This window comes from Bdellovibrio sp. (assembly GCF_047637665.1).
Taxonomy (GTDB): domain Bacteria; phylum Bdellovibrionota; class Bdellovibrionia; order Bdellovibrionales; family Bdellovibrionaceae; genus Bdellovibrio.
The window spans coordinates 34374-54710 of record NZ_JBLJBT010000011.1 but is presented as its reverse complement, the minus strand read 5'-3'; the positions used below and the strand labels follow the sequence as shown (position 1 = coordinate 54710).

Genomic DNA, 20337 nt, shown 5'->3' with positions numbered 1-20337 from the left:
CGTTCTCCTGAAAAGCCCGCATCCTAGCGCATTGACTCTATTTTAGGAACTTTCCGGGATAGATCTTGCCGCGCATCATTGCATATTTCCAGTCTCCGTCCATAGTCTCAGAACAAACGCCTCCCGTTTCTAAAATCCAGGACAACTCCAGCCCCAGCTCAAATATAACCTATTCCCAGCCATTTTTGAGGAGTCACCTCCTTTGCTTAAAGAGGGTTTATAAACAAATCAAAGAAAGGTCCCGCCACATGAAATCTTTAGCAATGTTCTTTATCGTAAGCCTACTTTCTATGCATACCTTTGCGAATCAGCCTCCCGAAGTATCCGACACAGAGGTCTACCAAGCCATTGAAGATCTCGCTCTGTATGTGCAAAGTAAGGATCCGCAGTTTAACGCCTCCCAGATCTATCGAGACATCCTGAACAACTCATCAGAAGAGGGCCTCAATGTCGGGCTTTTTTTACCAACAAAAAGACTTCTCGCCCTTGAGTCTCATCCCACTCAAAGAAAAAGACTCGAACAAATCTTACAGCTAGGTTCTCATGATCAAATCGGGGAAATGGACGACTCGTCGCAGATTCCTCACCGTCGCATTGACCTAGTTGCAAACTCAAAAAACGAATGTGTTGGGCAATGCATCCGAGATATTTTTGGAACTGCTGCCGGAGGTGCCACTGTCGGGGCCTCAATAGGCGGAGTCGCCGGAGGGGTTGGTGGTGCTATTATTGGAGGTGCCCTCGGGGGAGTCGCCTGCTCCACAAGTCCCCAGTGTGACAAAGACAAAGACAAAGACAAAAAATTTTCCACTCCCCCAAACATTGATAAAATCACAGAGAAGTTTCTACCTGAAAAAGCAAAAAGAAAACGAGATATCGTTATCAATCCGGGCCCCAGAAGAATAAAGGGATGGTAAGTATGCGAAAAATTATTTTCCAACAAAGTTTTTGGCCCACTCTTTTTCTCCTAATAGCATTGACTATCAGGGCCTGGGGACCACCAATTTTTAAGGAGTTCTGGGGGGATTTTCTGATTACGTACCTAGCCTCATTGCAACTTCTGAGATTCAGAGAAGAAAATCCTTCCGCAATTTACGGTCTTGTGACACTGCTGTGGGTCGGACTGGCTCTGGGGATGGTCTGGAGTAAATAGAATTGGTCATCAAAAAAAAAGGAGTTGTCGCCAACTCCTTTTATTAAATCTTGAACTGATTTTTGTTGTTTTTAAATCTCAAACGGCAAAGACACTGAAAGCATCACGGAATCATGCTTTAAATCTGTCGTCCCGCTTCCAAGATTAGTATCAACATCTTTGAAATCATCTTTAATGTATTCCACATTCAAGGAAACAAAAGGAAGTCCGGTAAAGCCAACGCCCACCTTCACATTGCTTCCCTTAACCTTACTATCAAAGGCATCATCAAATTTGATCTCGTTGACAAAACCATAAGCTAACCAAGCTCTAAGAAGAATAGGGAAGTCCATCCCCACGACCGCAGATAAAGACGTTCTCTTCGTATCGACATCTGTACCGGTATCTGGCTTGTATTTTCCGCTGGTTCCAACGTTGGCATCCACACCCAACCAAAACATGACCGGCAAAGTATAAGCAATGCGACCTCCGACATTCACGGCCTCGGTTTTACCATCGCCACCGGAATCAGATTTCGCAGTACCCATTTCATAACCAATATAAGGCTCCAACAACAACCCCGCCTGGGAAACACTTGTAAAGCCAAGTACCAATGCAAATACCGCCAAGAGCTTTTTCATAAAGTCTTCTCCTTTTGTAACCCAAAATTATTATGGATTCCTTTAGAATTCTGATGAGACTCTTTGCCGTGGTCAATGGGGGCCCCTAAGAACCCCCGACCTTCAATGAGTTCTTCTGGTATAGAGGCTAGTCCAGGAGGGACTATGTTACGCACATTCAAAGACGATAAAGAATTTTATGATTCACTTCCCAAAAAACGCATTGGCACCGGAGTGCTGCTATTCTATAAACACGATTTACTGATCGTGCAACCAACCTACAATCCCGGCTGGATTCTTCCCGGCGGCACCGTCGAAGCCGAAGAGTCTCCTTTAGAAGGTTTGCATCGCGAAATCAAAGAAGAACTGAACATCAATATTCACCCCACCCATCTTCTCGCCATCGACTATGTTTCCAACAAAGATGTGCGCGGTGAATACATTCAATTTCTTTTTGCGGCTCACGATCTCACAGCTTCTCAGGTCGAACGAATTCAACTATCTCCCTATGAGCTTCGCAACTATAAGTTTGCTCCTCTAGAAGTCGCTTTAGAATTGCTCACACCCCTTGTTTCCCAACGCGTGGCAAGCAGCCTTGAAAATCAAGGACTCAATTCGGGAGCTCTATATTTGGAAAATGGGAAACCGGTTTATGATTCTTTAAGACTCGCGATGGCCGATTTATATTCACGACCGAACACGTAACTTCCGGCCACAAAAACATCCGCCTCATGGCACAGTTTGGCCGTTTCATCATTGATGCCACCGTCGACTTCGATCAAACAAGAAAGATTCTTTTTTTGAATCTCCTCACGAAGGCGGGTGATTTTTTTAACTTGATCGTGCATGAAAGACTGCCCACCGAAACCCGGTTCAACAGTCATCACAAGAACCAGGTCACAGAGAGGCAACAAGGGAAGAACCCCCTCCAAAGAGGTGCGCGGACGCAAGGTAATCCCCGGCTTTGCTCCCAACTCACGAATGCGCTTGAGAACCGTCGCAGGATCTTGGGTCGCTTCCACATGGATCGTTAAATAATCACTGCCCGCCTTAATAAAATCTTCCACGTAACGTTCAGGTTCTTCGATCATCAAATGAACATCCAAAGGCAAAGGCGAAATCTTTTTTAAAGACTTTACGACCGGAATCCCAATCGTGATATTCGGAACAAAACGGCCATCCATCACATCCACGTGAATCCAGTCAGCCCCCGCTGCGGCAACAGCCTTAATCTCTTTTTCAAGATTCGCAAAATCTGCCGACAAAATAGAGGGGGCAACCATCTTAGACGCCAAGTTTGTCTCCTACTTTCAGATCATGACCTTTTAAAAAGTCTTGGACCAACATACGATTGCGCGACTCGGGCTGAACTTCATAGAGTTTTAAAATTCCGTCTCCGCAAGCGACAGAAAAATAGTCGTCATGGATGGAGGTCACCGTTCCGGGATCCGCTGTCGCCACACCAGGAACTGAGGTCGCCTTATGCAGCTTGAGTTTTTTTCCCTGCAGCAAAGTATAAGTTCCCGGTCCATACACGAAACCACGAATCTTTCCGTCGATCACTTTGGCTGAAATATTCCAATCAATCAAAGACTCTTGCTTTTCAATTTTCTTGGCAATCGTCACCTGTGATTCATCCTGAGGAATCGGCGCTAAATTCCCGCGCACATAATCCATCAGTTCCACTTTCAATAAGTTCGCGCCCAAGACCGCCAACTGATCATGTAATTCTAAGGCATTCATCTCGGGAGTGATCTTCACGCGGCGAATTCCCAGAATATCGCCCGCATCTAACTTCTTCACCATCTTCTGCAATGTAACGCCGCTTTCGACATCGCCAGCTTCGATCGCCCTTTGAATGGGCGCAGCCCCCCGCCAACGCGGAAGAATCGAGCCATGCACATTCACGCAGCCAAAGCGGAACGAATCCAAAAAACTTTGCGTCAGGATCTGTCCATAAGCGACAACAACGCCGACTTCAGCACCCCAACTGGCAATTTCATCAAGAATGAGTTGATTGGATCTCAAAGACTCTGGTGCCAACACTTTCAAGCCGTGGGCTTGGGCCAGCATTTTCACAGGACTGGGAGTCAATTGAAGTTTTCGTCCCGCAGGACGATCTGGTTGAGTGACAACTCCGACGACCTCAAAATGCTCGTCTTCAAGAAGAGCCTTTAATGAGGTCACGGCAAATTCAGGGGTACCTAAGAAGCAAACACGGACCTTACTCACACTTCACACTTTTCTTCGTCAGCAGTCGTGGCTTCCCCTTCTTTCTTTTCTTTGACAGGGTAGCCGTACTTTTTGATTTGGTTTTTAATCTTATTGCCCTTCACGAAGCTCAAGTGATCCAGGAACAAAGTCCCTTCCAAATGATCCAACTCGTGCTGCATACAAATCGCCAAAAGACCGTCGGTTTTCACCACGAACTCTTTGCCATTCACATCAAAGGCTTTCATTTCAATGTAGTTAAAACGCTCGACCGTTTCAAAGTAACCTGGGATCGACAAACAACCTTCATCAAAAGTGGTCTTTCCTTCCCCTTTAATGATTTCAGGGTTGATCAAAATCAAAGGCTGCTTAACAGCGGCCTCAAGCTCTGACATCTCTTCGTACTTATAACGGCGACCTTTTTCATCCTTAGGACGCGTATCAATAACCACCATACGAACCAGCTCGCCCACCTGAGGGGCAGCCAAACCAATACCGTTGGCGTGGTACATCGTTTCAATCATGTCCTCAGAAAGCTTCTTAATTTCAGGCCCAAAGGTTTCCACGGGTTGCGAAACTTCACGCAACTTTGGATCTGGGAATGTGAGGATTTTCATTATCATGGGAACCTCCGGGAGGCCCCCATTATATCAGCGTTTAAGCCTTTTGAGAAGAACCAAGGCAAAGCCGGTCATGACAATATTCGGGGTCCAAGCCGCCACAACCGGAGGTAGCGTCCCGTGCTGCCCCAGGGTGATTCCTGAAGAGTAAAAGACGTAATAAACAAAGACCAAAGCCAGACAGATCCCCACATTCAGCATGGTCCCGCCCGAACGAGCCCGCTCCACGCTAAAGGGAATACCCAACAGACACATCACCAAACCGGCAAAAGCAAAGCTGATTTTGGAGTGATAATCGACCTCATAGGCCACCGTATCCAGCCCCGCGTCCTTGTTCTTTTTAATAAAGTGTTCGAGCTCCTTTTGCGACATCATGTCCGCAGTTTGCCCGGCACTTTGTAGGTCTTTAGAGTCCTCGGCCATCACAATATTCTTGGTTTTAAACTGACTGGTCAGAGGAAAGCTAGAGTCTTTAGAGAACACCGTCACCGTTCCATTTTCCAAAGACCATTGAGGCCCCTTAATGGTCACTTGACGAGCCGTGATCATTTGCACCAAATCCCACGCCTCACTAAAGAAATACATTGTCAGCCCCTGAGCCCCGTCCCCTTTGGCATTCAACGTCTGAATGTTAAAAATGGAATTCTTAGAGCGATACCAAATCTTGTCGGTCTTGACCGTCGAAAAACGATGGGGCTCTTTTTTGAGGTCGTAGTACAAAATATAGTTCTTCTGTTTGGTAGCCTTCGGAACCACCTGATCCGAACTCCAATAACCCAGGCCCGAAATGATCAACACCCAAATCAAAATGGGCGTGGTAATTCGCAGCAAGCTCATTCCACTGGCAAATAACGCAACGAGTTCATTGGCTTTATTCAGGCTGGATAAGGTCAGAATCGTGCCCAATAAACAGGCGACTGGAAGCAGTTTTTGAATAATCTCTGGAAAAGAATACAAATAAAAATTGAGCAGAGCCGAGGGGGCTACATTCTTATAGTTCACCATCGTCGACATGGCGTCGACCGCCGTGAAGATGGTCAAAAAAACCAAGAGGCCACCAATAAAATAACCCCAGAAGAGCCATGATGTGTATCGATCGATTCTGTTCATTCTTTAAAGTCTACTCCAGGTGCCACTTTGCCCTATTATCCTTGACTCGATGGCAAATTCCTATTTTACTTTTCATATGGCTTTACGCGTCTTACTTGCAGATGAGAGTTCCACAATCAAAAAAGTAATGCAACTGGCATTGTCTGATTTCGGTGTCGAAGTTAAGGCGGTGCCCGTGGGCCTCGATGTCTTGTCGGTCGCAAAAACCTTCAAACCTGACATCGTTTTTGCCGATGTCCTTTTGACCAAACGTTCGGGTTACGAAGTCAGCTCAGATCTTAAAAATGATCCGGAAACCACTCACATTCCTGTGGTTCTTATGTGGAGTGGCTTCATGGAGATCGACGAAACGAAAGCTACTGAGTGCCGCGCGGATCGTCGTTTGGAAAAACCCTTTGATGCGGAACATTTGCGCTCTTTGGTGACAGATCTTGTGCAAAAAACCCTCACAAATCCAGTGAGCAGCTTCCTGACCTTTCCCGAGATGCCCGAGTTTGAAGAGACTCCCGTCACTCAAGAGCTCACTTCTTCCCAAGTGGAAAACGTCTATGCTATTCCTGAAGCCAGCGAAGAGGGATTTCTCAACATTCCTGAAGTCGACGATGTCGATGCCAACCCCTTAGAGGTCGCTGGCGAAGAATTCTCGGCAGTTCCCCTAACAACCCCGAAGGTTGCTGAAGAGCACGATGAGGGTGGCTGGGCTCATCAAGATCTTACAAAATTTAAGATTCAACTTCCCGAAAATGACGCCAACGACTTTGCCTCAAAGTTTGTCATCCCGCAGGATGATGAACTCTCCCAGGCTCACATTGAAGTCGCGGGAGAATTCGAAGAGATCAGCTTTGCTAAACCTGAAGTCAGCAAAGACTCTTTCGTTTCTAAGGTCGAAAAATCAGTTAAAGAACAAATGATGGAGACTTTGCAAAAGGGGCCTGCGAAAGCCGCACCTTCTAATGCTCAGCCCAATACACAATCCAAGGTGGACTTAAACAGCAATATGATGGAAAAGATTATTCGTGAGGAAGCTCGCGAAGTGATTGAGTCCATTTGCTGGAAGGTCCTTCCCGAAATCGCGGAACGTGTGATCCGCGAAGAACTCAGTAAAATCCTCAAAGAAACAGAGAAATCTATTTAAGCACGTGCGCTTTCTTTCAAGGGCCTGACGTGCTTTTGAAAGAGGTTAACGGAAATGATATTGCTGGATCTCATTCGTGCTGCCATCAAAGAAGACATGCCTCATGGGGATGTCACCACTGAATCTTTAGCACTAAAACCTCGTATGGGTCGCGCCCGCCTCAAAGCCAAAGAAGACATTGTTCTTTCAGGAGCCATGGCCTTTGAACAGTCCATGCAAGCACTGGAACCCACTTGCCGTATCAAATGGCACTTTGAAGAGGGTGATGAAATTTTGAAGAATCAGCTGATTTGCACCATCGAAGGGGACCTTGTGCAGATTCTCAAAGCCGAACGCGTGGCTCTCAATTTCCTCGGTCACCTCTCGGGCATTGCCACTCACACTCGCCGTTTCGTTAAAAAAGTGGCCGGCACAAAAACCAAGATCCTTGATACGCGCAAAACCACACCGGCCTTTCGCGAGCTCGAAAAGCGAGCGGTCGTTCATGGCGGAGGCGTAAATCATCGCATGAATTTAAGCACCGCGATTTTAATCAAGGACAATCACATCGCCGTGATGGGAGGCATTACCAATGCCGTGAATCGCGTGCGCGAACACAGCCACCTGCCCATTGAAGTGGAAGCACGCACCTTAGAAGAGGTCAAAGAAGCCGTCACAATGAAAGCACATCGTATCCTTCTCGATAACATGGATAACGAGATGCTAAAAAAAGCCGTGGCCATGGTCCCTGCCGATATTGAAACAGAAGCCAGCGGTAATATGAACTTAGAGCGTGTTCATTCCGTGGCTGAAATTGGCGTGAATTATATTTCTGTCGGGGCTCTCACCCACTCTGCACCGTGTGCGGACGTGAGCCTTATTTTCCAATGGGAGGATTAAAATGGATACTCCTTTAGCAGATATCCGTATCGGACAAGTGACGTCTCAGTGGGCAGAAAACAATCATCTTTATGTCTGCTACAAGTCCCAACAAGACAGCACCAATAATCTTGCCAAAGAGGAAGCCTTCGAAGAAAGCCTCTTGGAAGAGTCCTTGTGTCTTTATCTAACAGATCATCAAACCGCCGGGCGAGGACGTGGTGTCCACTCTTGGACTGATTCTCAACCGGGCAGTTCTTTGCTAAGTTCTTGGTCCTTCCTGTTGGGAATCAAACCGCAGCCAACAACGGCTTGCTTGGTGGGCCTTGCTGTTTATCGTGCTTGTTCAACCACTTGGCCCTTCTTACCTTGGAACCTTAAAGCGCCCAATGATATTTACATTGGCGACAAAAAGGCGGCAGGCATTCTGACGGAAAGCCTTATCCAAGGTGATGAGGTTCGTTTGATTATCGGCTTGGGATTTAATGTCACCGCTTCCCCGGAAGATATGGACACAGCCACAAGTCTTTTAGAGTCGTTGCCAGCGGGCGCTCCTCTTTTGGGACAAGACTATATGGCGTTTTTGGATCGTCTTCTTTTTGAACTGACCGACGCTGTTTCTCACTGCGATGAGCCTCTGAGCACCACAGATCAACTGTCCTTATTGACAGCCCTGAATCAGCACCCTCTATTAGCGGAAAAATACACGGGTGTTCAGGCCGATGGCAGTTTGTTGATGGGTGATAAAAAAATCAGTTGGACTTCGCTCTAGGAGAAACGCCATGGCTTTAACATTTACTCCCTTTCCTGATTTGGGGAACACTTGCCCGGACTTTTCCCTGCCCGCCGTGGATGGGAAAACTTATGCGCTGAAAGACTTCCCGAAGGGGTCGCCCCTTGTCGTGATGTTTATCTGCAATCACTGCCCGTACGTAAAGGCGATCGAAGATCGTTTGATTCAACTGGGACTGGATCTCAAAAAACAAAATGTCCCGGTGATCGCTATTTGTTCTAACGATGACAAAAGCCATCCCGAAGACTCTTTTGAAAATCTAAAAAAACGTGCCGAAGAAAAGGCCTACCCTTTCCCTTATCTGCACGATAAATCTCAAGAGGTCGCTCACAAATTTGGCGCCGTGTGCACACCGGACTATTTTGTGTACGACAAAAATCACAAACTCGCTTATCGCGGTCGTTTGGATGATTCCTGGAAAGATGCTAGCAAAGTCACAAAGCGGGAGCTTTATGAGGCTGTCCAGGTGCTTTTAAAAAATGAAAAGGTTTCTGAAGAACAAACAGCCTCTATGGGCTGCTCAATCAAATGGATATAAAATGAAGTACATTATTGTTTTTGTTACGGTCGCTGTTATTTCTTTCGGTCTTTTTTTGGCAAACTATCTAGGCGCCTTCAAGGGTGTCGATATCAGCGAAGCAACTCAAGGCCCGTTTAAAACCGTCTATCTAGAGCACGTCGGACCTTACCACAAGGTGAATAAAATCATCGAACAAGTTGAAAAGTACATGGCCTCCCAAGGAGCTCCTTGCGGACGCACGTTCGGCGAATACATGGATGATCCTCAATCTGTGGAAGAGGCTCGTTTGCGTTCAAAAGTAGGTTGTATCGTAGAAACAGTTCCCGCAAATCTTCCTGAAGATTTCAAATCAGGGGAGATTCCACAAAGAAAATATGTGGTCGCGGTTTTCACGGGCTCTCCGGGGATTGGGCCTTTGAAAGTTTATCCACGCGTGAATGATTATATGATTAAGCAGAATTTAAAGCAGACTGGCGCCATCATCGAAATCTATGAGATTCACTCGATCACAGAGAAGAATGCGATGACGACGACTTATTTATTTCCGGTGCAGTAGGAAATAAATCCTTGAGGGACTCAACAACTGCTCTCGGAACTTTCTCAGTCTGACCATCCGTGAGTGGTCTTCCTGACGAGCATCCAGCTCGTCAGGATAAGAAACTGGGGGATCGAGAGTCCGCAATTACCTAATTAATTTCGTACTCAGCTGTCACTTCTACGCGAACCTTGATCTGTCCTGCAGCTACTTCCGTGGAAGCCGACTCAGCCATGGCTTTGAGTCCGTAGTTTCTAAAGATCGGCTGCGGGCCACCACCTGACATTGTATGACTGATTTTGGAGACTCCCTTAACTTTTACTCCTGCGGCCTTGGCGATTTCTTCAGCTTTGGCTTTCGCCGAGCGAACGGCATCCCCCAAAGTTGCGGTTTCAACTTGAGATCTCTTGTCGGAATCCCAGGCCAAGGAGTTCACATTCACTCCCGAGTCCATGGTTTTTTTCTCTGATACCAGGGCATCTAGGAAATTGCCGGCGTCCTCGACCTTACGCAAAGTTACAAGCAACGTCTGACTTACGCGAAACCCGATCATTTTATTCTGACGAAGCTTTTGATCGTATTCATATTCAGGGGTCAAAGAGTAGTTATCTGTTTGAACGTCTTCCTTTTTGATCTTGAAGTCATCCAGGGTCTTCTTCATTTGTTTGAACTGCTGAGCCGCCAGCTGTTGGGCCTGTTTTGCCGTGGTTGCCTTACTCCATACCTCCACGGTCAAATTCACAAGATTAGGATCCAAACTTTTTTCGGCCGCGCCACTGACAACGATCAGACGCTCTTCCGCCGCATGAGCAACACCCGCTCCGAGTACCAAAGCAAGAAGACTTGCTCCCAACATCTTTTTCATACATGCCCCTTTCCCTGGGTCTTTGAGTCTTTCCAGATAAAAATATAAAACAGAGAGCGATTCAGAGCAACAGAGCCTCCACAACGCACCGACTCTACTATTGCGCTTCCCAAGTTGTTGTTTTGATAATGTATCCTTTAACAAGGAGACACCATGAAAAAACTAATCTTGATCTGCACTTCTGTCGCTATTTTGGGCACAGGCTGCGCAACAACAAAAGAAAATCCTAACACAGTCAAAGGAGCTGGCATCGGAGCTGCGATTGGAGCTGTCGCTGGAGCCGTGATCGGCCATCAAACAGGCAAACGCAACGAAGGCGCTTTGATCGGTGCCGCAATCGGAGCTGGAATCGGCGGCGTTGCCGGTCAACGTATGGACAAGCAGCAAAAAGAGCTTGAGAAAATCGCCGAAACAAAAAGAACTGAACAAGGTCTTATCACAAAACTTAAAAGTGACATCCTTTTCGACACGGGTAAAGCAGACTTGAAACCTCAAGCCAAAGAGAACATCAATCAGTTGGCGACAATCATGAAGAAGTATCCCGAGAACGTTTTGACCATTCGTGGATACACTGACGACACCGGCGCCGCGGTTGTGAACAATCCCCTTTCGCAACAACGTGCAGAAGCCGTTCGCGCGCAATTGATCGCGTCTGGTGTTCCTGGCAACACGGCAAGTGCTATCGGCATGGGTGCTTCAAACCCTGTTGATCCGGCGAAAACGAAAGAAGCTCGCGCGAAAAACCGCCGAGTGGAAATCGAAATCACTGTGGACGAATCAAAAGTTCCTAAGTCTTAATTAAAGACAGGTCACGATAGGCGAGGGGTTTAAGGGAAACTTTTTTAGAGTTTCAACAAACCCCGAGCCATCTCAAGAAAGCGCGCCTCAGTGACTTCCGGAGGCCAAGGGATCACTGGGAAATCAAAAGGTTCATCCTCGCCAATCCCCCACGACTTCAGATCCTTTGTAATAAGATCTCTAACTTCGGTTGCCAACAGGCGACGATCAATTTGCTTCACAACTTTAGGAAGTGGAAATTCCAAATTAAATTTTTTCGAAATCGCCCAATGAATCCGCGACTCGATGATTTCAAAATCAGGCAACAACGCCTTCACCGGAGACACCAAGTCCCCAATATAAGCTTCGGTGGCATCGTGAAATAGCATGTGCAAAGCAATCTCTTTTGTCGGCGAAACTTCCGCCCCAAGGCAAGAGTGTTGCCCAACGCTGTAAAAGAATCGCGTGTGTCCATTGAAACGCGCCTGGCGAGCCAAGGCACAAGCAATATCTTCAATTTTAACGGCGTCTGGATCTGGATTGAGAATACTAAAACGATTTCCAGAGAGTGTGATCACCCATGATTTTTCAATAATCTCAGGTTTATTCAGCTTTTCAGTCAGTGCAGGGATTTGTAAATTCATGGTTGACCTGATTACCCGAGGACCTTCGAAGTTGCATGATCTTTTTGAGGTGATTCGAGGCGTTAGAATAAAATCCCATCGTCTTAATATGAGAATACAGTGAAAAACATCTAAAGATCGGAAGCGATAGATCGATAAAGAACTATGCGATTTATTGCCTTACTTTTTATCTTATTTTCCACCTCCGCCTCCTGGGCCAAAGGCAAGGCCTATTTGGATATGGAAGATGATCAAATCATCTCTGTTTTTAATCAACCGGGCATGAACTGGAAGAATTGCGCTAAAGACCCCGCCTGCCGCTCGGTGGCCTGGCCGGACAATACGGCAGAAATCGAAATCATCTCGGACTACCCCCAAAGAATGCAGGTTGAGAGCCCCTACACCGGAGAACTGCAAGAGGAAGAGTATCTCGAGGTCAAATATCGCTACAAAAGAACTGTCGATGGAAAGGTGTACACTCAAGAGGGGCAAGGGTGGGTTGATGCCGCCTATGTTTCTCTTAAAAAAAGAAGTTCCTTTTATGGAAAGACCACGGAGCCCTCCAAAGACTGCCCTCCCGGCTCAAAGCCTTCTGGAAAAGGCCCCAAAGAAGTTCAAAAAAACCTAGCACCTTTTGAAAGAGCCCTTTCAAACACGAGCGTTACTGAAACAACCAAGTTGCTGAAAGAGCATGTCGGAGCTTGTGTGATTGATCCCAAGAAAAACGCCGTCAGTGCGGGATCCGGCAATCCCTACGACAACCTAGTCCTTCCCCATCTTCAAAAAAAAGGCGTTCCCCAAATCATTAAAGAAGACGGGAAAGCGATGACCAAAAAAGACCTCATTGATATTGATGCTCTCGCACGGACAATTTATGCCGAGATGGCTCAATGCTATAAGCATGGTTTACACTATCCCATGACCGTGGCCAAAATCGCCGTCAATCGCGCCAATGAAGATCGCCGAGCCAAAGAGTTTATTCGTGGCACCCATAGCTCCGCCAAAGGCGACCTTGCCAAGGTCGCCACTTCACCGACTCAATTCTCTTTGTGGTTAACAACCATCAACGGAAAGCCCAACAACAGTCTTCGCCAAGCCCTCTGTCCTCCGGCGGATAAATCCAAAGCCTTCTGGACAGGCAACGCGCCTCCTCCTTTTGAACTGGATATCTGGGAAAACACCCTTCGTATCGCCACAGAAGCCGTTTTATTCCCCAAAAAATTTAATAGTCGCACCCAGCAGATTAAACAATTTCATTACACCTCAGGGATGCCCGGCTTCTATGGTATGAAGCAGGTTTTCCCTTGGATTGAAGATCGTAAAGTCTCAAAAAATGCTTGTGTACAAGTCTGGGATGACGGCGCAAAATCTTAGATATGAACAATCAGAAGTCAGGCTACGTCTTTTTAATGGATTGCGCGGATTTTGCCGAGGCCCAAGTTGTTAAGTCCTTTCTGGAGTCTCAAGGGCTTCACCCCAAAGTGCGAGACGAACAAACCCGCGGCGTCGCTCCTCACTTCGGCCAGCTTTTAGGACGTCTGACTTTAGAGATTCCCGAAATCGAATACATGGAGGCATCCAAAGCCCTGGAAAGCCGCGAGCGCCCAAGGCTGACCATCGCCCCTGAATTTTCTTACGAACACACGCAGTCACTGGCAAAGAAATCTCTTTGGAATGCCATCATTGGCTGCGTCTTTCTTCCATTGATCTGCAATTTCTATTCGATGATCCTGGGTTACCACGTTCTGCAACAGGAGGTCCCATTAAGTAAGATCAGTCGCAATAGATTACTGTGGGCGATATTCTTTAACTCTCTCGCATTCTATGTTTGGCTCACCCTTGGTCCGCGGATATTTCTGAAGAATATTTGATCTTAGCTTTCACACAGTGTTTTTCGACATCAATCTTTCCACTTAATCATTCGATGAGCTCATGTAAGCTATTCTAAAAGCATGAGAAGACTCAATATCAAACAACTCATCGCCATGGGGATCTTACTTTTCCCTCTTCACGCGGCCCAGGCGTTTGTTGTTGTCGGTCATGAGTCCGAGCCCTTCTATTTCACCGACGGATCAAAAGGCATTCAGGGAGCCTGTTACGAGATCATCCAGCAACTCTGTAAGTTAGAAGCCCGTCACTGCAAATTTAAAATCGCCCCTTTGCGATTAGCCCTTTCCATGATTAAAAAGGGAGAGGCCGACCTAGGCTGCCCTTTGATTAATAGTCCGCCCCGTAATAGCGCCTTCTCATTTAGTCGTGGTCTATTTAAAACCCATCTCTATTTTTATGGACTTCCCAACGTCGCCCATAAAATACAAAAGTATGAGGACCTCAAAGGCCTCAGTGTCGGCGTACAATCGCCATCGATGATTGAGGTGAGTCTGCAGCGAATTCACGAGTTCTCGGATAAAAGCTTCAAGATCATGCCGGAAAATACGGCTATTTTAGCCCTGCGCAAAGTGGAAAAGAAGAACTATCAACTCGCTTATGTCAGCGGCGAAATGGCGCGAGTATGGCTCAAAAGAACCCATAGCCCCGTGATCGAAGTCCCGCAGTTGGGTGAAGACACCGAGTATTCCATCTTCTTTTCGCGGAAGACAATCTCGGAAAAACAATTCAACAAATTACAAAGTCATCTTACCGAGCTGAGCAAGAATAGGTTTTTGGACTCCATAGCCGAGAAGTACCAACTGACTCCACTCGTCGATCAGTAGTACTTTTCAAGAAATCGAAAGTACTGACCTTGGAAGACATCCAACTCCATTTTATTCCCCTCGGAGTCCTGCATCTCTGGGATACTGAGGGTCAGCTTGTCATCGACTTTTTTATACTCTAAATATTTCGTAAAAAGAACGCTGGCATCTTCACCTGTTCTTTCGGAGTAGTAGGGAACAAAAAAACTTTCGATTTCAGCTTTGGCGGGCAAAAAGCCTTCAACCAGATTCAGTTGGTTGATAAAAATGCGCGGACAGTAAAAAAATCGCAAGCGCTCACACTGAATACTATGAATCCAATTATGGAAGTTACGAATTCCCAAAGAATTCATCGCCACCAAATCTTTAACGTCAATATGCAAATCAAAAGAAGGATTGACCTCAACCCCATCCAAAGCAGAAGAGTATTCATTCAGGCTGCCCTTCAAATGAATCGTTGTACATTTATCGCTAACGCTGAAGGAAAGTTGCAAAGCCATTGTTCTCTCACCTTAAACTCTTCGTGGAATCAAAATCTTATTCTATGAAAGAACACCCCTTGGAGCCAGTGAAGAACAAACTTCCCCTGGACCTGAGCCTTGCCTTGAAAATAAAAAACCCACGGTCCATAAACCGTGGGCTATATAGTTCAAACTATGTCCTGATTCCCTAATCCCCAGTGGGAATTAAAGACCGCGAATCAAGTTCAACGCACTTCCCGCACGGAACCATTTCAATTGTTCCGCATTGTAAGTGTGTTTCAACTCGACCGTTTCAGAGGCACCATCTTGATGCTTCACGATCATCTTCACAGGTTTACCAGGAGCCAGATCCTTCAAATCTACAAGGCTGACCAAGTCCGTCTCTTGGATCTTGTCGTAATCTTTTGGATTCGCGAAAGTCAAAGCGAGCACACCTTGCTTTTTCAAATTGGTTTCATGGATACGCGCGAAAGATTTCGTGATCACAGCCGTGCCACCCAAGAATCTTGGAGACATCGCCGCATGTTCACGAGAAGAACCTTCACCGTAGTTTTCATCCCCAATGATCACCCAGCCACGATGAGCTTTTTGATATTGACGAGCGATCTGCGCAAATTCCAAACCAGCTTGGCCTGTCAGCAAGTTCTTACCCTTACCAATTTCGCCGGTGAACGCGTTATCCGCACCCAAAAGCATGTTGTTTGAAATATTGTCCAAGTGACCACGGTAGTTCAACCATTTACCGCCCGGAGAAATATGATCTGTCGTACACTTTCCTTTTGCTTTCGCAAGCACGAGGTTGTCGACAAAGTCTTTACCATCCCATTTTGTAAATGGAGAAAGAAGCTGCAAACGCTCAGAAGTCGGGCTGACTGCCACTTGCGCCTGGGCTCCTGCAGGTTTTTGGTAACCTTCAGTGTCAGGGATGAAACCTTTAGCAGGAAGTTCTGGAGCCACGGGAGCTTGCAACTTCACCTTCCCTTTAGGTCCTTCAAGCTCGTCTGTCGCTGGGTTGAAATCCAAACGACCCGCCAAGCCCAATGCCATCACGATTTCAGGAGACGCGATGAACGCCAAAGTTTCAGGGTTCGCATCGTTACGTGCGCGGAAGTTACGGTTGAACGAAGTCACGATCGTGTTCTTCTCACCCGTCTTCACATCATCACGCTTCCACTGGCCGATACAAGGTCCACATGCGTTGGCAAGAACCGTCGCACCCACCTCATTGAAGGTCGCCATTTGACCGTCGCGCTCAATAGTTTTTTGAATTTGCGTCGAACCTGGAGATACCAAGAACGGCTGATTCATCTTCACGCCCACTTCCATAGCTTGTTTTGCTACGAAAGCCGCACGACCGATATCTTCGTAAGAAGAATTCGTGCAAGAACCGATCAAGGCTGAAGAAATCTTGATTGTGTAACCTTTTTCAGCCGCTTCTTTTTTCAACGCAGAAATCGGACGAGCGATATCTGGAGAGTGAGGACCCACCAAGTGAGGTTCGAGCGCTGACAAATCAATTTCATAAACTTCATCGAAGTACTTACCAGGATTCGCCACAACATCCGCATCCGCAGACAAAAGATCTTTGTGAGAATCAGAAACTTTAGAGAGCTCGTCACGGCCTGTTGATTTCAAATAAGCCGCCATACGCTCGTCGTAAGGGAAAACAGAGCAAGTCGCACCCAACTCCGCACCCATGTTGGTGATTGTGGCTTTACCAGTACAAGAAATAGAAGAGGTGCCTTCACCGAAGTACTCAACAATCTTGTCAGTTCCACCCTTCACAGTCAGCATTCCGCAAAGTTTCAAGATCACGTCTTTCGCGGACGCCCAGCCAGAAAGTTTTCCTTTCAAGTGAACACCGATCAACTTTGGATTTTTAACTTCCCAAGGAAGTCCAACCATAACGTCAGAAGCGTCAGAACCGCCAACACCCACTGCACACATTCCCAAACCACCCGCATTGGGAGTGTGAGAATCTGTACCGATCATCAATCCACCAGGGAACGCGTAGTTTTCCAAGATCACTTGGTGAATGATACCAGCGCCTGGTTTCCAGAAGCCGATGTTGTAACGAGAAGACGTCGTCGCCAAGAAATCAAAAACTTCTTTGTTCGACATATTTGAAGCCGTCATGTCGGCATCTTTGCCTTTGTACGCTTGGATCAAGTGATCACAGTGAACCGTAGAAGGAACAGCCGCTTCATCTTTTCCCGCAAGCATGAATTGCAACAAAGCCATTTGCGCTGTTGCATCTTGCATTGCTACACGGTCTGGTCTTAGTAACAAGAAGCTCTCACCACGAACAAGTTCTTGGTGTTGTGGATCGTCCAAGTGACCAAACAAAATTTTCTCCGCCAACGTCAAAGGGCGGTTCAAGCGATTGCGAACGACAGCCAATCTTTCAGCTGTTTTCTTATAAACGTTCTGCACCATTTCAGGTGTCGTTTCGATTTTAGAAGCCATTGTTATTGCCTTTCTTTGAAGAACGCCCCATCCTAATGAAAGTCAGTTGAAAGCTCAATGTTTCCAGCACTTTATGCGAGGCATAATGGACCTAAGGCTTTTTAAAAATATCGTTATTCTTACCGGCGCAGGGATCTCCGCCGAAAGCGGTATTCGCACTTTTCGCGATCAGGACGGACTTTGGGAGGAGCATCGCATCGAGGATGTCGCCACTCCTGAAGCTTTTGCTCGAGATCCCGCCCTGGTTCAGCGCTTCTACAACTTGAGAAGAGCTCAACTCAAAGACCTTCAAATCCAACCCAATCTCGCTCATCTCGCATTAGCTGAATTGGAGAGGCACTGGGAAGGCTCTTTTCTGCTCGTCACTCAAAATGTCGACAATCTCCACCGCCGAGCCGGATCTAAAAATCTGCTTCACATGCATGGGCGCCTGGACCGGGTTTTCTGCCTCTATTGCGACGAGCATTTTGAATGGACCGAAGACTTGGCCGTAAATGAGAAGTGCCCTCATTGCAGTCGCCAGGGCGGTGTTCGCCCCGACATCGTGTGGTTTGGAGAGATGCCCCACCATATGGAGGAGATTTACGCAGCTTTGGATAAGGCGGATTATTTTATCTCGATCGGCACCAGTGGGAACGTCTACCCTGCCGCCGGTTTTGTGCGCCTGGCTTGGAAGGCAAAAAAAATTGAGATCAATCTCAAGGATACGGAGATTTCACCGGCATTTGATAAACACTTTGTCGGACCAGCGTCTTTAGAGGTCCCTCGTTTTATCAAAGAGTTTTTAGAACTCGAACCCTAATACCCCGGAGCCCCCGCCTCGGGTTCTCCCTTGTTGTGCTCTTCAAACAAAGGCAGAAACTCGCCATAACCTTCTTTTTCCAAATCCTTCACGGGAATAAAACGCAAAGCTGCTGAGTTCATACAATAGCGTTGCCCCGTCGGGGCCGGACCATCGTTGAACACATGGCCCAGATGCGAGTCACTGGATTTACTGCGCACTTCAATGCGCGGCAAAGTTAAAGAGCGATCCACCTTTGTCGTAATATGCTCTGCCTCCAAGGGGCGCGTGAAACTGGGCCATCCCGTTCCCGAGTCGTATTTGTCGCGAGAACTAAAAAGCGGCTCTCCAGAAACCACGTCCACATAAAGACCATCTTCTTTGTTATCCCAGTACTTGTTATTAAAAGGTCGCTCCGTTCCCTCAAGCTGAGTCACTTCATATTGAAGTGAGGTCAGCTTGCGCTTGAGTTCGGATTGATCGGGTCTGTGATAATTCGAGAAATCTTTTCCCATATCGCCTCCCATTCCCCACAAAGCACCCCAAAATATTAGTAGCACTAAACTCTTCATAAAGACCTCAATAACATTCTACTCTCATATCTTCGAATAGAACTCGCGTAGGTCATTTGTCTTACAGCAAAGATCACGTAAATTATAAAATTCACTTTAGACTCCAGTTGGTCTTTGCTATACCACCCCCTGTATGAGGCTAAATCTACTGCTCCTTATGGGCATTTATTTTGCGTTTTCACCCACGGCGGAGGCCCTTTCTATTCCGAAGGACTACCTCGGCGGCGTGGAGGTCTGCGCGAAAAACTTAGACTCTCGTCAAAATGAACTGGGCCGCTGGATCAAGGTGCCTGTCGACTACTCGTCTTTGCATCGTGGCACGACAGACTTATACACATGGACAAAGAAGCCCTATGATGCACAAAAAAAGACCGTGGTTTTTGTCTCGGGAGGGCCTGGCGACACGGCTCACTCTTCGTCACTGGATTTGGACGAGTGGAATATCATCTTCTTCGACCAACGAGGCAATTCCTGCTCGCGACCTGCGGCGAAAGAACTATATCTGGATCGTTCTTTCTATAGCTCAGAAAAAACCGCACGGGATATCGAAGAGATCCGCAAGGCATACGCCGTCGACGCTATTTCTGTCTATGGAGTCTCCTACGGGACCGTGCCCGCGCATCTCTATGGACACTTCTTTCCTCAGACAACCCGTGCTGTGGCCCTTGAGGGGGTTGTTTACGAAGGCGGTTCTCGCCTCATCCAGCCCGCTCGTCGCACAAAAATCCTTCAACACTTTTTCGATTCTCTTCCTGAAAAAACCCAGAATCGGATTTTGGAGCTCTCCGCTCACCCTGAAGTCGCTCCGACTTGGTTTTCCAGTGCCGGAATGATGATGTTGTACTTGGACGATTCATTGGGAAGTTATCTTCATTTTTTGAACAACATTCTTTGGAATGATGACGTGGCCATTGGAACGCTTAAGTCCTTTGAAAAAAGCAACTCGGAAGAGGATGTCGAATATGGTTTTGGTCATGTCATGATGGGCATGATTGGCTGCCAAGAGTTGGGAATGAATCTGCCGGGACTCAGTTTCTATTCTGTTTTCCAAAACCGACGATTGGTTTCCGATGGCAAGAATCATTTTATTGATTCTTATTGCCGTTCGTTGGGGTTTACAGACAAGGAAGTCACAAAGCTTTTTAAAGCGACCGAGTATCCGACGCAAGCCCGCACCACCTACATTCAAGGCACCTTGGATGGAGCGACGTCTGCCGACAATGCCGTTGATCACTTCAAAAATGCAGCTCGTGGATTTGCACAGCTGGTTTTGGTGCGCAATGGGGGACACATGCCTTTACATGGGCCACTAACGTCGGGCTATGAACAAGGCGTTTCCGTCGAGACACGCAAGGAGATCTTAAATAGAGTTCTTCTAGGCGAGACTTTGTCCGAAGAGGATCTGCAGAAGATCAGCAACGCCACTTCTTTGCGTTGGGTGCGAAGATCCGGCCCTCGAAAATAATGATCCAATTTTAATATCATTTTGATCATATATTTATAATTTTTTTAGATCATTTTTGCAGATAAGATGGATCAAAAAAAAG

General features: G+C 46.9%; 23 protein-coding genes. 13 read left to right on the top strand and 10 right to left on the bottom strand.

Annotated elements, in window-relative coordinates:
- Positions 1-248: 248 nt before the first annotated feature.
- Entirely contained in the window at positions 249-914 is a 666-nt protein-coding gene (locus ACM64D_RS02540) for a hypothetical protein (protein ID WP_415061617.1), read from the top strand.
- Positions 915-1221: 307 nt separating this feature from the next.
- Here ACM64D_RS02540 and ACM64D_RS02535 read toward each other — a convergent pair whose 3' ends face one another.
- Entirely contained in the window at positions 1222-1770 is a 549-nt protein-coding gene (locus tag ACM64D_RS02535) for an outer membrane beta-barrel protein (protein WP_415061616.1), read from the bottom strand.
- A gap of 144 nt (positions 1771-1914) precedes the next feature.
- Here ACM64D_RS02535 and ACM64D_RS02530 point away from each other — a divergent pair, with 144 nt between their 5' ends.
- On the top strand, positions 1915-2454 hold the full coding sequence (locus ACM64D_RS02530; RefSeq protein ID WP_415061615.1) for an NUDIX domain-containing protein: 540 nt from the start codon (positions 1915-1917) through the stop codon (positions 2452-2454).
- Here the strand turns inward: ACM64D_RS02530 and rpe are convergent.
- The 4 genes from rpe to lptG are packed head-to-tail and all read right to left on the bottom strand — an operon-like array spanning position 2400 to position 5690.
- Complete coding sequence (gene rpe / locus ACM64D_RS02525) at positions 2400-3032, bottom strand: ribulose-phosphate 3-epimerase (protein WP_415061619.1); 633 nt, start codon at positions 3030-3032, stop codon at positions 2400-2402. The genes ACM64D_RS02530 and rpe overlap by 55 nt on opposite strands.
- Position 3033: 1 nt before the next feature.
- The gene (fmt, locus tag ACM64D_RS02520; RefSeq protein WP_415061614.1) at positions 3034-3981 is read right to left on the bottom strand and encodes a methionyl-tRNA formyltransferase; all 948 of its coding nucleotides are present in this window, start codon (positions 3979-3981) and stop codon (positions 3034-3036) included.
- The gene (gene def, locus ACM64D_RS02515; RefSeq protein WP_415061613.1) at positions 3978-4583 is read right to left on the bottom strand and encodes a peptide deformylase; all 606 of its coding nucleotides are present in this window, start codon (positions 4581-4583) and stop codon (positions 3978-3980) included. The genes fmt and def overlap by 4 nt, the downstream gene beginning before the upstream one ends.
- A gap of 27 nt (positions 4584-4610) precedes the next feature.
- A complete protein-coding gene (lptG, locus tag ACM64D_RS02510) occupies positions 4611-5690 on the bottom strand; it encodes an LPS export ABC transporter permease LptG (RefSeq protein WP_415061612.1) in 1080 nt (359 codons plus the stop codon).
- Positions 5691-5766: 76 nt separating this feature from the next.
- On the opposite strand from lptG, the gene ACM64D_RS02505 reads away from it, so the two are divergent.
- The 5 genes from ACM64D_RS02505 to ACM64D_RS02485 are packed head-to-tail and all read left to right on the top strand — an operon-like array spanning position 5767 to position 9552.
- Positions 5767-6825 (top strand): response regulator, encoded by a 1059-nt coding sequence (locus tag ACM64D_RS02505; RefSeq protein ID WP_415061611.1) that lies wholly within the window; start codon positions 5767-5769, stop codon positions 6823-6825.
- 54 nt (positions 6826-6879) lie between these two features.
- Positions 6880-7704: a carboxylating nicotinate-nucleotide diphosphorylase gene (gene nadC / locus ACM64D_RS02500; protein WP_415061610.1), complete on the top strand. Its 825-nt coding sequence runs from the start codon at positions 6880-6882 to the stop codon at positions 7702-7704.
- Between the two features lies 1 nt (position 7705).
- Positions 7706-8455, top strand: coding sequence for a biotin--[acetyl-CoA-carboxylase] ligase (locus tag ACM64D_RS02495; protein ID WP_415061609.1), 750 nt, complete (start codon positions 7706-7708; stop codon positions 8453-8455).
- A gap of 10 nt (positions 8456-8465) precedes the next feature.
- Entirely contained in the window at positions 8466-9014 is a 549-nt protein-coding gene (locus ACM64D_RS02490; protein ID WP_415061608.1) for a thioredoxin family protein, read from the top strand.
- 1 nt (position 9015) lies between these two features.
- The gene (locus ACM64D_RS02485; RefSeq protein WP_415061607.1) at positions 9016-9552 is read left to right on the top strand and encodes a GyrI-like domain-containing protein; all 537 of its coding nucleotides are present in this window, start codon (positions 9016-9018) and stop codon (positions 9550-9552) included.
- 130 nt (positions 9553-9682) lie between these two features.
- Here ACM64D_RS02485 and ACM64D_RS02480 read toward each other — a convergent pair whose 3' ends face one another.
- The gene (locus ACM64D_RS02480) at positions 9683-10396 is read right to left on the bottom strand and encodes an SIMPL domain-containing protein (RefSeq protein ID WP_415061606.1); all 714 of its coding nucleotides are present in this window, start codon (positions 10394-10396) and stop codon (positions 9683-9685) included.
- Between the two features lie 153 nt (positions 10397-10549).
- Between ACM64D_RS02480 and ACM64D_RS02475 the strand changes: the two genes are divergently transcribed.
- A complete protein-coding gene (locus ACM64D_RS02475) occupies positions 10550-11194 on the top strand; it encodes an OmpA family protein (RefSeq protein ID WP_415061605.1) in 645 nt (214 codons plus the stop codon).
- Between the two features lie 44 nt (positions 11195-11238).
- Here ACM64D_RS02475 and ACM64D_RS02470 read toward each other — a convergent pair whose 3' ends face one another.
- Positions 11239-11817, bottom strand: a complete 579-nt coding sequence (locus ACM64D_RS02470; RefSeq protein WP_415061604.1) for an HD family phosphohydrolase — start codon at positions 11815-11817, stop codon at positions 11239-11241.
- Positions 11818-11961: 144 nt separating this feature from the next.
- Here ACM64D_RS02470 and ACM64D_RS02465 point away from each other — a divergent pair, with 144 nt between their 5' ends.
- The 3 genes from ACM64D_RS02465 (at position 11962) to ACM64D_RS02455 (ending at position 14510) form a co-directional block, all read left to right on the top strand.
- Complete coding sequence (locus ACM64D_RS02465) at positions 11962-13170, top strand: hypothetical protein (protein WP_415061603.1); 1209 nt, start codon at positions 11962-11964, stop codon at positions 13168-13170.
- Positions 13171-13172: 2 nt separating this feature from the next.
- A complete protein-coding gene (locus ACM64D_RS02460; protein WP_415061602.1) occupies positions 13173-13667 on the top strand; it encodes a hypothetical protein in 495 nt (164 codons plus the stop codon).
- An 81-nt stretch (positions 13668-13748) separates the two neighbouring features.
- The gene (locus ACM64D_RS02455) at positions 13749-14510 is read left to right on the top strand and encodes a substrate-binding periplasmic protein (RefSeq protein ID WP_415061601.1); all 762 of its coding nucleotides are present in this window, start codon (positions 13749-13751) and stop codon (positions 14508-14510) included.
- Here the strand turns inward: ACM64D_RS02455 and ACM64D_RS02450 are convergent.
- Together ACM64D_RS02450 and ACM64D_RS02445 are read right to left on the bottom strand one after the other, a co-directional pair.
- Positions 14504-14989 (bottom strand): hypothetical protein, encoded by a 486-nt coding sequence (locus tag ACM64D_RS02450; protein ID WP_415061600.1) that lies wholly within the window; start codon positions 14987-14989, stop codon positions 14504-14506. The genes ACM64D_RS02455 and ACM64D_RS02450 overlap by 7 nt on opposite strands.
- Positions 14990-15175: 186 nt before the next feature.
- Positions 15176-17437: an aconitate hydratase gene (locus tag ACM64D_RS02445; RefSeq protein WP_415061599.1), complete on the bottom strand. Its 2262-nt coding sequence runs from the start codon at positions 17435-17437 to the stop codon at positions 15176-15178.
- A gap of 85 nt (positions 17438-17522) precedes the next feature.
- Between ACM64D_RS02445 and cobB the strand changes: the two genes are divergently transcribed.
- Positions 17523-18239, top strand: a complete 717-nt coding sequence (cobB, locus tag ACM64D_RS02440) for a Sir2 family NAD+-dependent deacetylase (RefSeq protein ID WP_415061598.1) — start codon at positions 17523-17525, stop codon at positions 18237-18239.
- Here the strand turns inward: cobB and msrB are convergent.
- A complete protein-coding gene (gene msrB, locus ACM64D_RS02435; RefSeq protein ID WP_415061597.1) occupies positions 18236-18790 on the bottom strand; it encodes a peptide-methionine (R)-S-oxide reductase MsrB in 555 nt (184 codons plus the stop codon). The two genes, cobB and msrB, sit on opposite strands and share 4 nt — an antisense overlap.
- A 133-nt stretch (positions 18791-18923) precedes the next feature.
- Between msrB and ACM64D_RS02430 the strand changes: the two genes are divergently transcribed.
- Positions 18924-20255: an alpha/beta fold hydrolase gene (locus ACM64D_RS02430; protein WP_415061596.1), complete on the top strand. Its 1332-nt coding sequence runs from the start codon at positions 18924-18926 to the stop codon at positions 20253-20255.
- Positions 20256-20337: the final 82 nt, after the last annotated feature.

Bases quoted from the DNA above. Each gene is read 5' to 3' on its own strand.
- ACM64D_RS02535 (WP_415061616.1), bottom strand. From the start codon at position 1,770: ATGAAAAAGCTCTTGGCGGTATTTGCATTGGTACTTGGCTTTACAAGT.
- nadC (WP_415061610.1), top strand. From the start codon at position 6,880: ATGATATTGCTGGATCTCATTCGTGCTGCCATCAAAGAAGACATGCCT.
- ACM64D_RS02450 (WP_415061600.1), bottom strand. From the start codon at position 14,989: ATGGCTTTGCAACTTTCCTTCAGCGTTAGCGATAAATGTACAACGATT.
- ACM64D_RS02455 (WP_415061601.1), top strand. From the start codon at position 13,749: ATGAGAAGACTCAATATCAAACAACTCATCGCCATGGGGATCTTACTT.
- ACM64D_RS02490 (WP_415061608.1), top strand. From the start codon at position 8,466: ATGGCTTTAACATTTACTCCCTTTCCTGATTTGGGGAACACTTGCCCG.
- ACM64D_RS02475 (WP_415061605.1), top strand. From the start codon at position 10,550: ATGAAAAAACTAATCTTGATCTGCACTTCTGTCGCTATTTTGGGCACA.
- ACM64D_RS02470 (WP_415061604.1), bottom strand. From the start codon at position 11,817: ATGAATTTACAAATCCCTGCACTGACTGAAAAGCTGAATAAACCTGAG.
- ACM64D_RS02430 (WP_415061596.1), top strand. From the start codon at position 18,924: ATGAGGCTAAATCTACTGCTCCTTATGGGCATTTATTTTGCGTTTTCA.
- ACM64D_RS02495 (WP_415061609.1), top strand. From the start codon at position 7,706: ATGGATACTCCTTTAGCAGATATCCGTATCGGACAAGTGACGTCTCAG.
- ACM64D_RS02485 (WP_415061607.1), top strand. From the start codon at position 9,016: ATGAAGTACATTATTGTTTTTGTTACGGTCGCTGTTATTTCTTTCGGT.
- ACM64D_RS02530 (WP_415061615.1), top strand. From the start codon at position 1,915: ATGTTACGCACATTCAAAGACGATAAAGAATTTTATGATTCACTTCCC.
- msrB (WP_415061597.1), bottom strand. From the start codon at position 18,790: ATGAAGAGTTTAGTGCTACTAATATTTTGGGGTGCTTTGTGGGGAATG.
- rpe (WP_415061619.1), bottom strand. From the start codon at position 3,032: ATGGTTGCCCCCTCTATTTTGTCGGCAGATTTTGCGAATCTTGAAAAA.
- def (WP_415061613.1), bottom strand. From the start codon at position 4,583: ATGATAATGAAAATCCTCACATTCCCAGATCCAAAGTTGCGTGAAGTT.
- ACM64D_RS02465 (WP_415061603.1), top strand. From the start codon at position 11,962: ATGCGATTTATTGCCTTACTTTTTATCTTATTTTCCACCTCCGCCTCC.
- ACM64D_RS02460 (WP_415061602.1), top strand. From the start codon at position 13,173: ATGAACAATCAGAAGTCAGGCTACGTCTTTTTAATGGATTGCGCGGAT.
- ACM64D_RS02540 (WP_415061617.1), top strand. From the start codon at position 249: ATGAAATCTTTAGCAATGTTCTTTATCGTAAGCCTACTTTCTATGCAT.
- ACM64D_RS02445 (WP_415061599.1), bottom strand. From the start codon at position 17,437: ATGGCTTCTAAAATCGAAACGACACCTGAAATGGTGCAGAACGTTTAT.
- ACM64D_RS02505 (WP_415061611.1), top strand. From the start codon at position 5,767: ATGGCTTTACGCGTCTTACTTGCAGATGAGAGTTCCACAATCAAAAAA.
- lptG (WP_415061612.1), bottom strand. From the start codon at position 5,690: ATGAACAGAATCGATCGATACACATCATGGCTCTTCTGGGGTTATTTT.
- ACM64D_RS02480 (WP_415061606.1), bottom strand. From the start codon at position 10,396: ATGAAAAAGATGTTGGGAGCAAGTCTTCTTGCTTTGGTACTCGGAGCG.
- cobB (WP_415061598.1), top strand. From the start codon at position 17,523: ATGGACCTAAGGCTTTTTAAAAATATCGTTATTCTTACCGGCGCAGGG.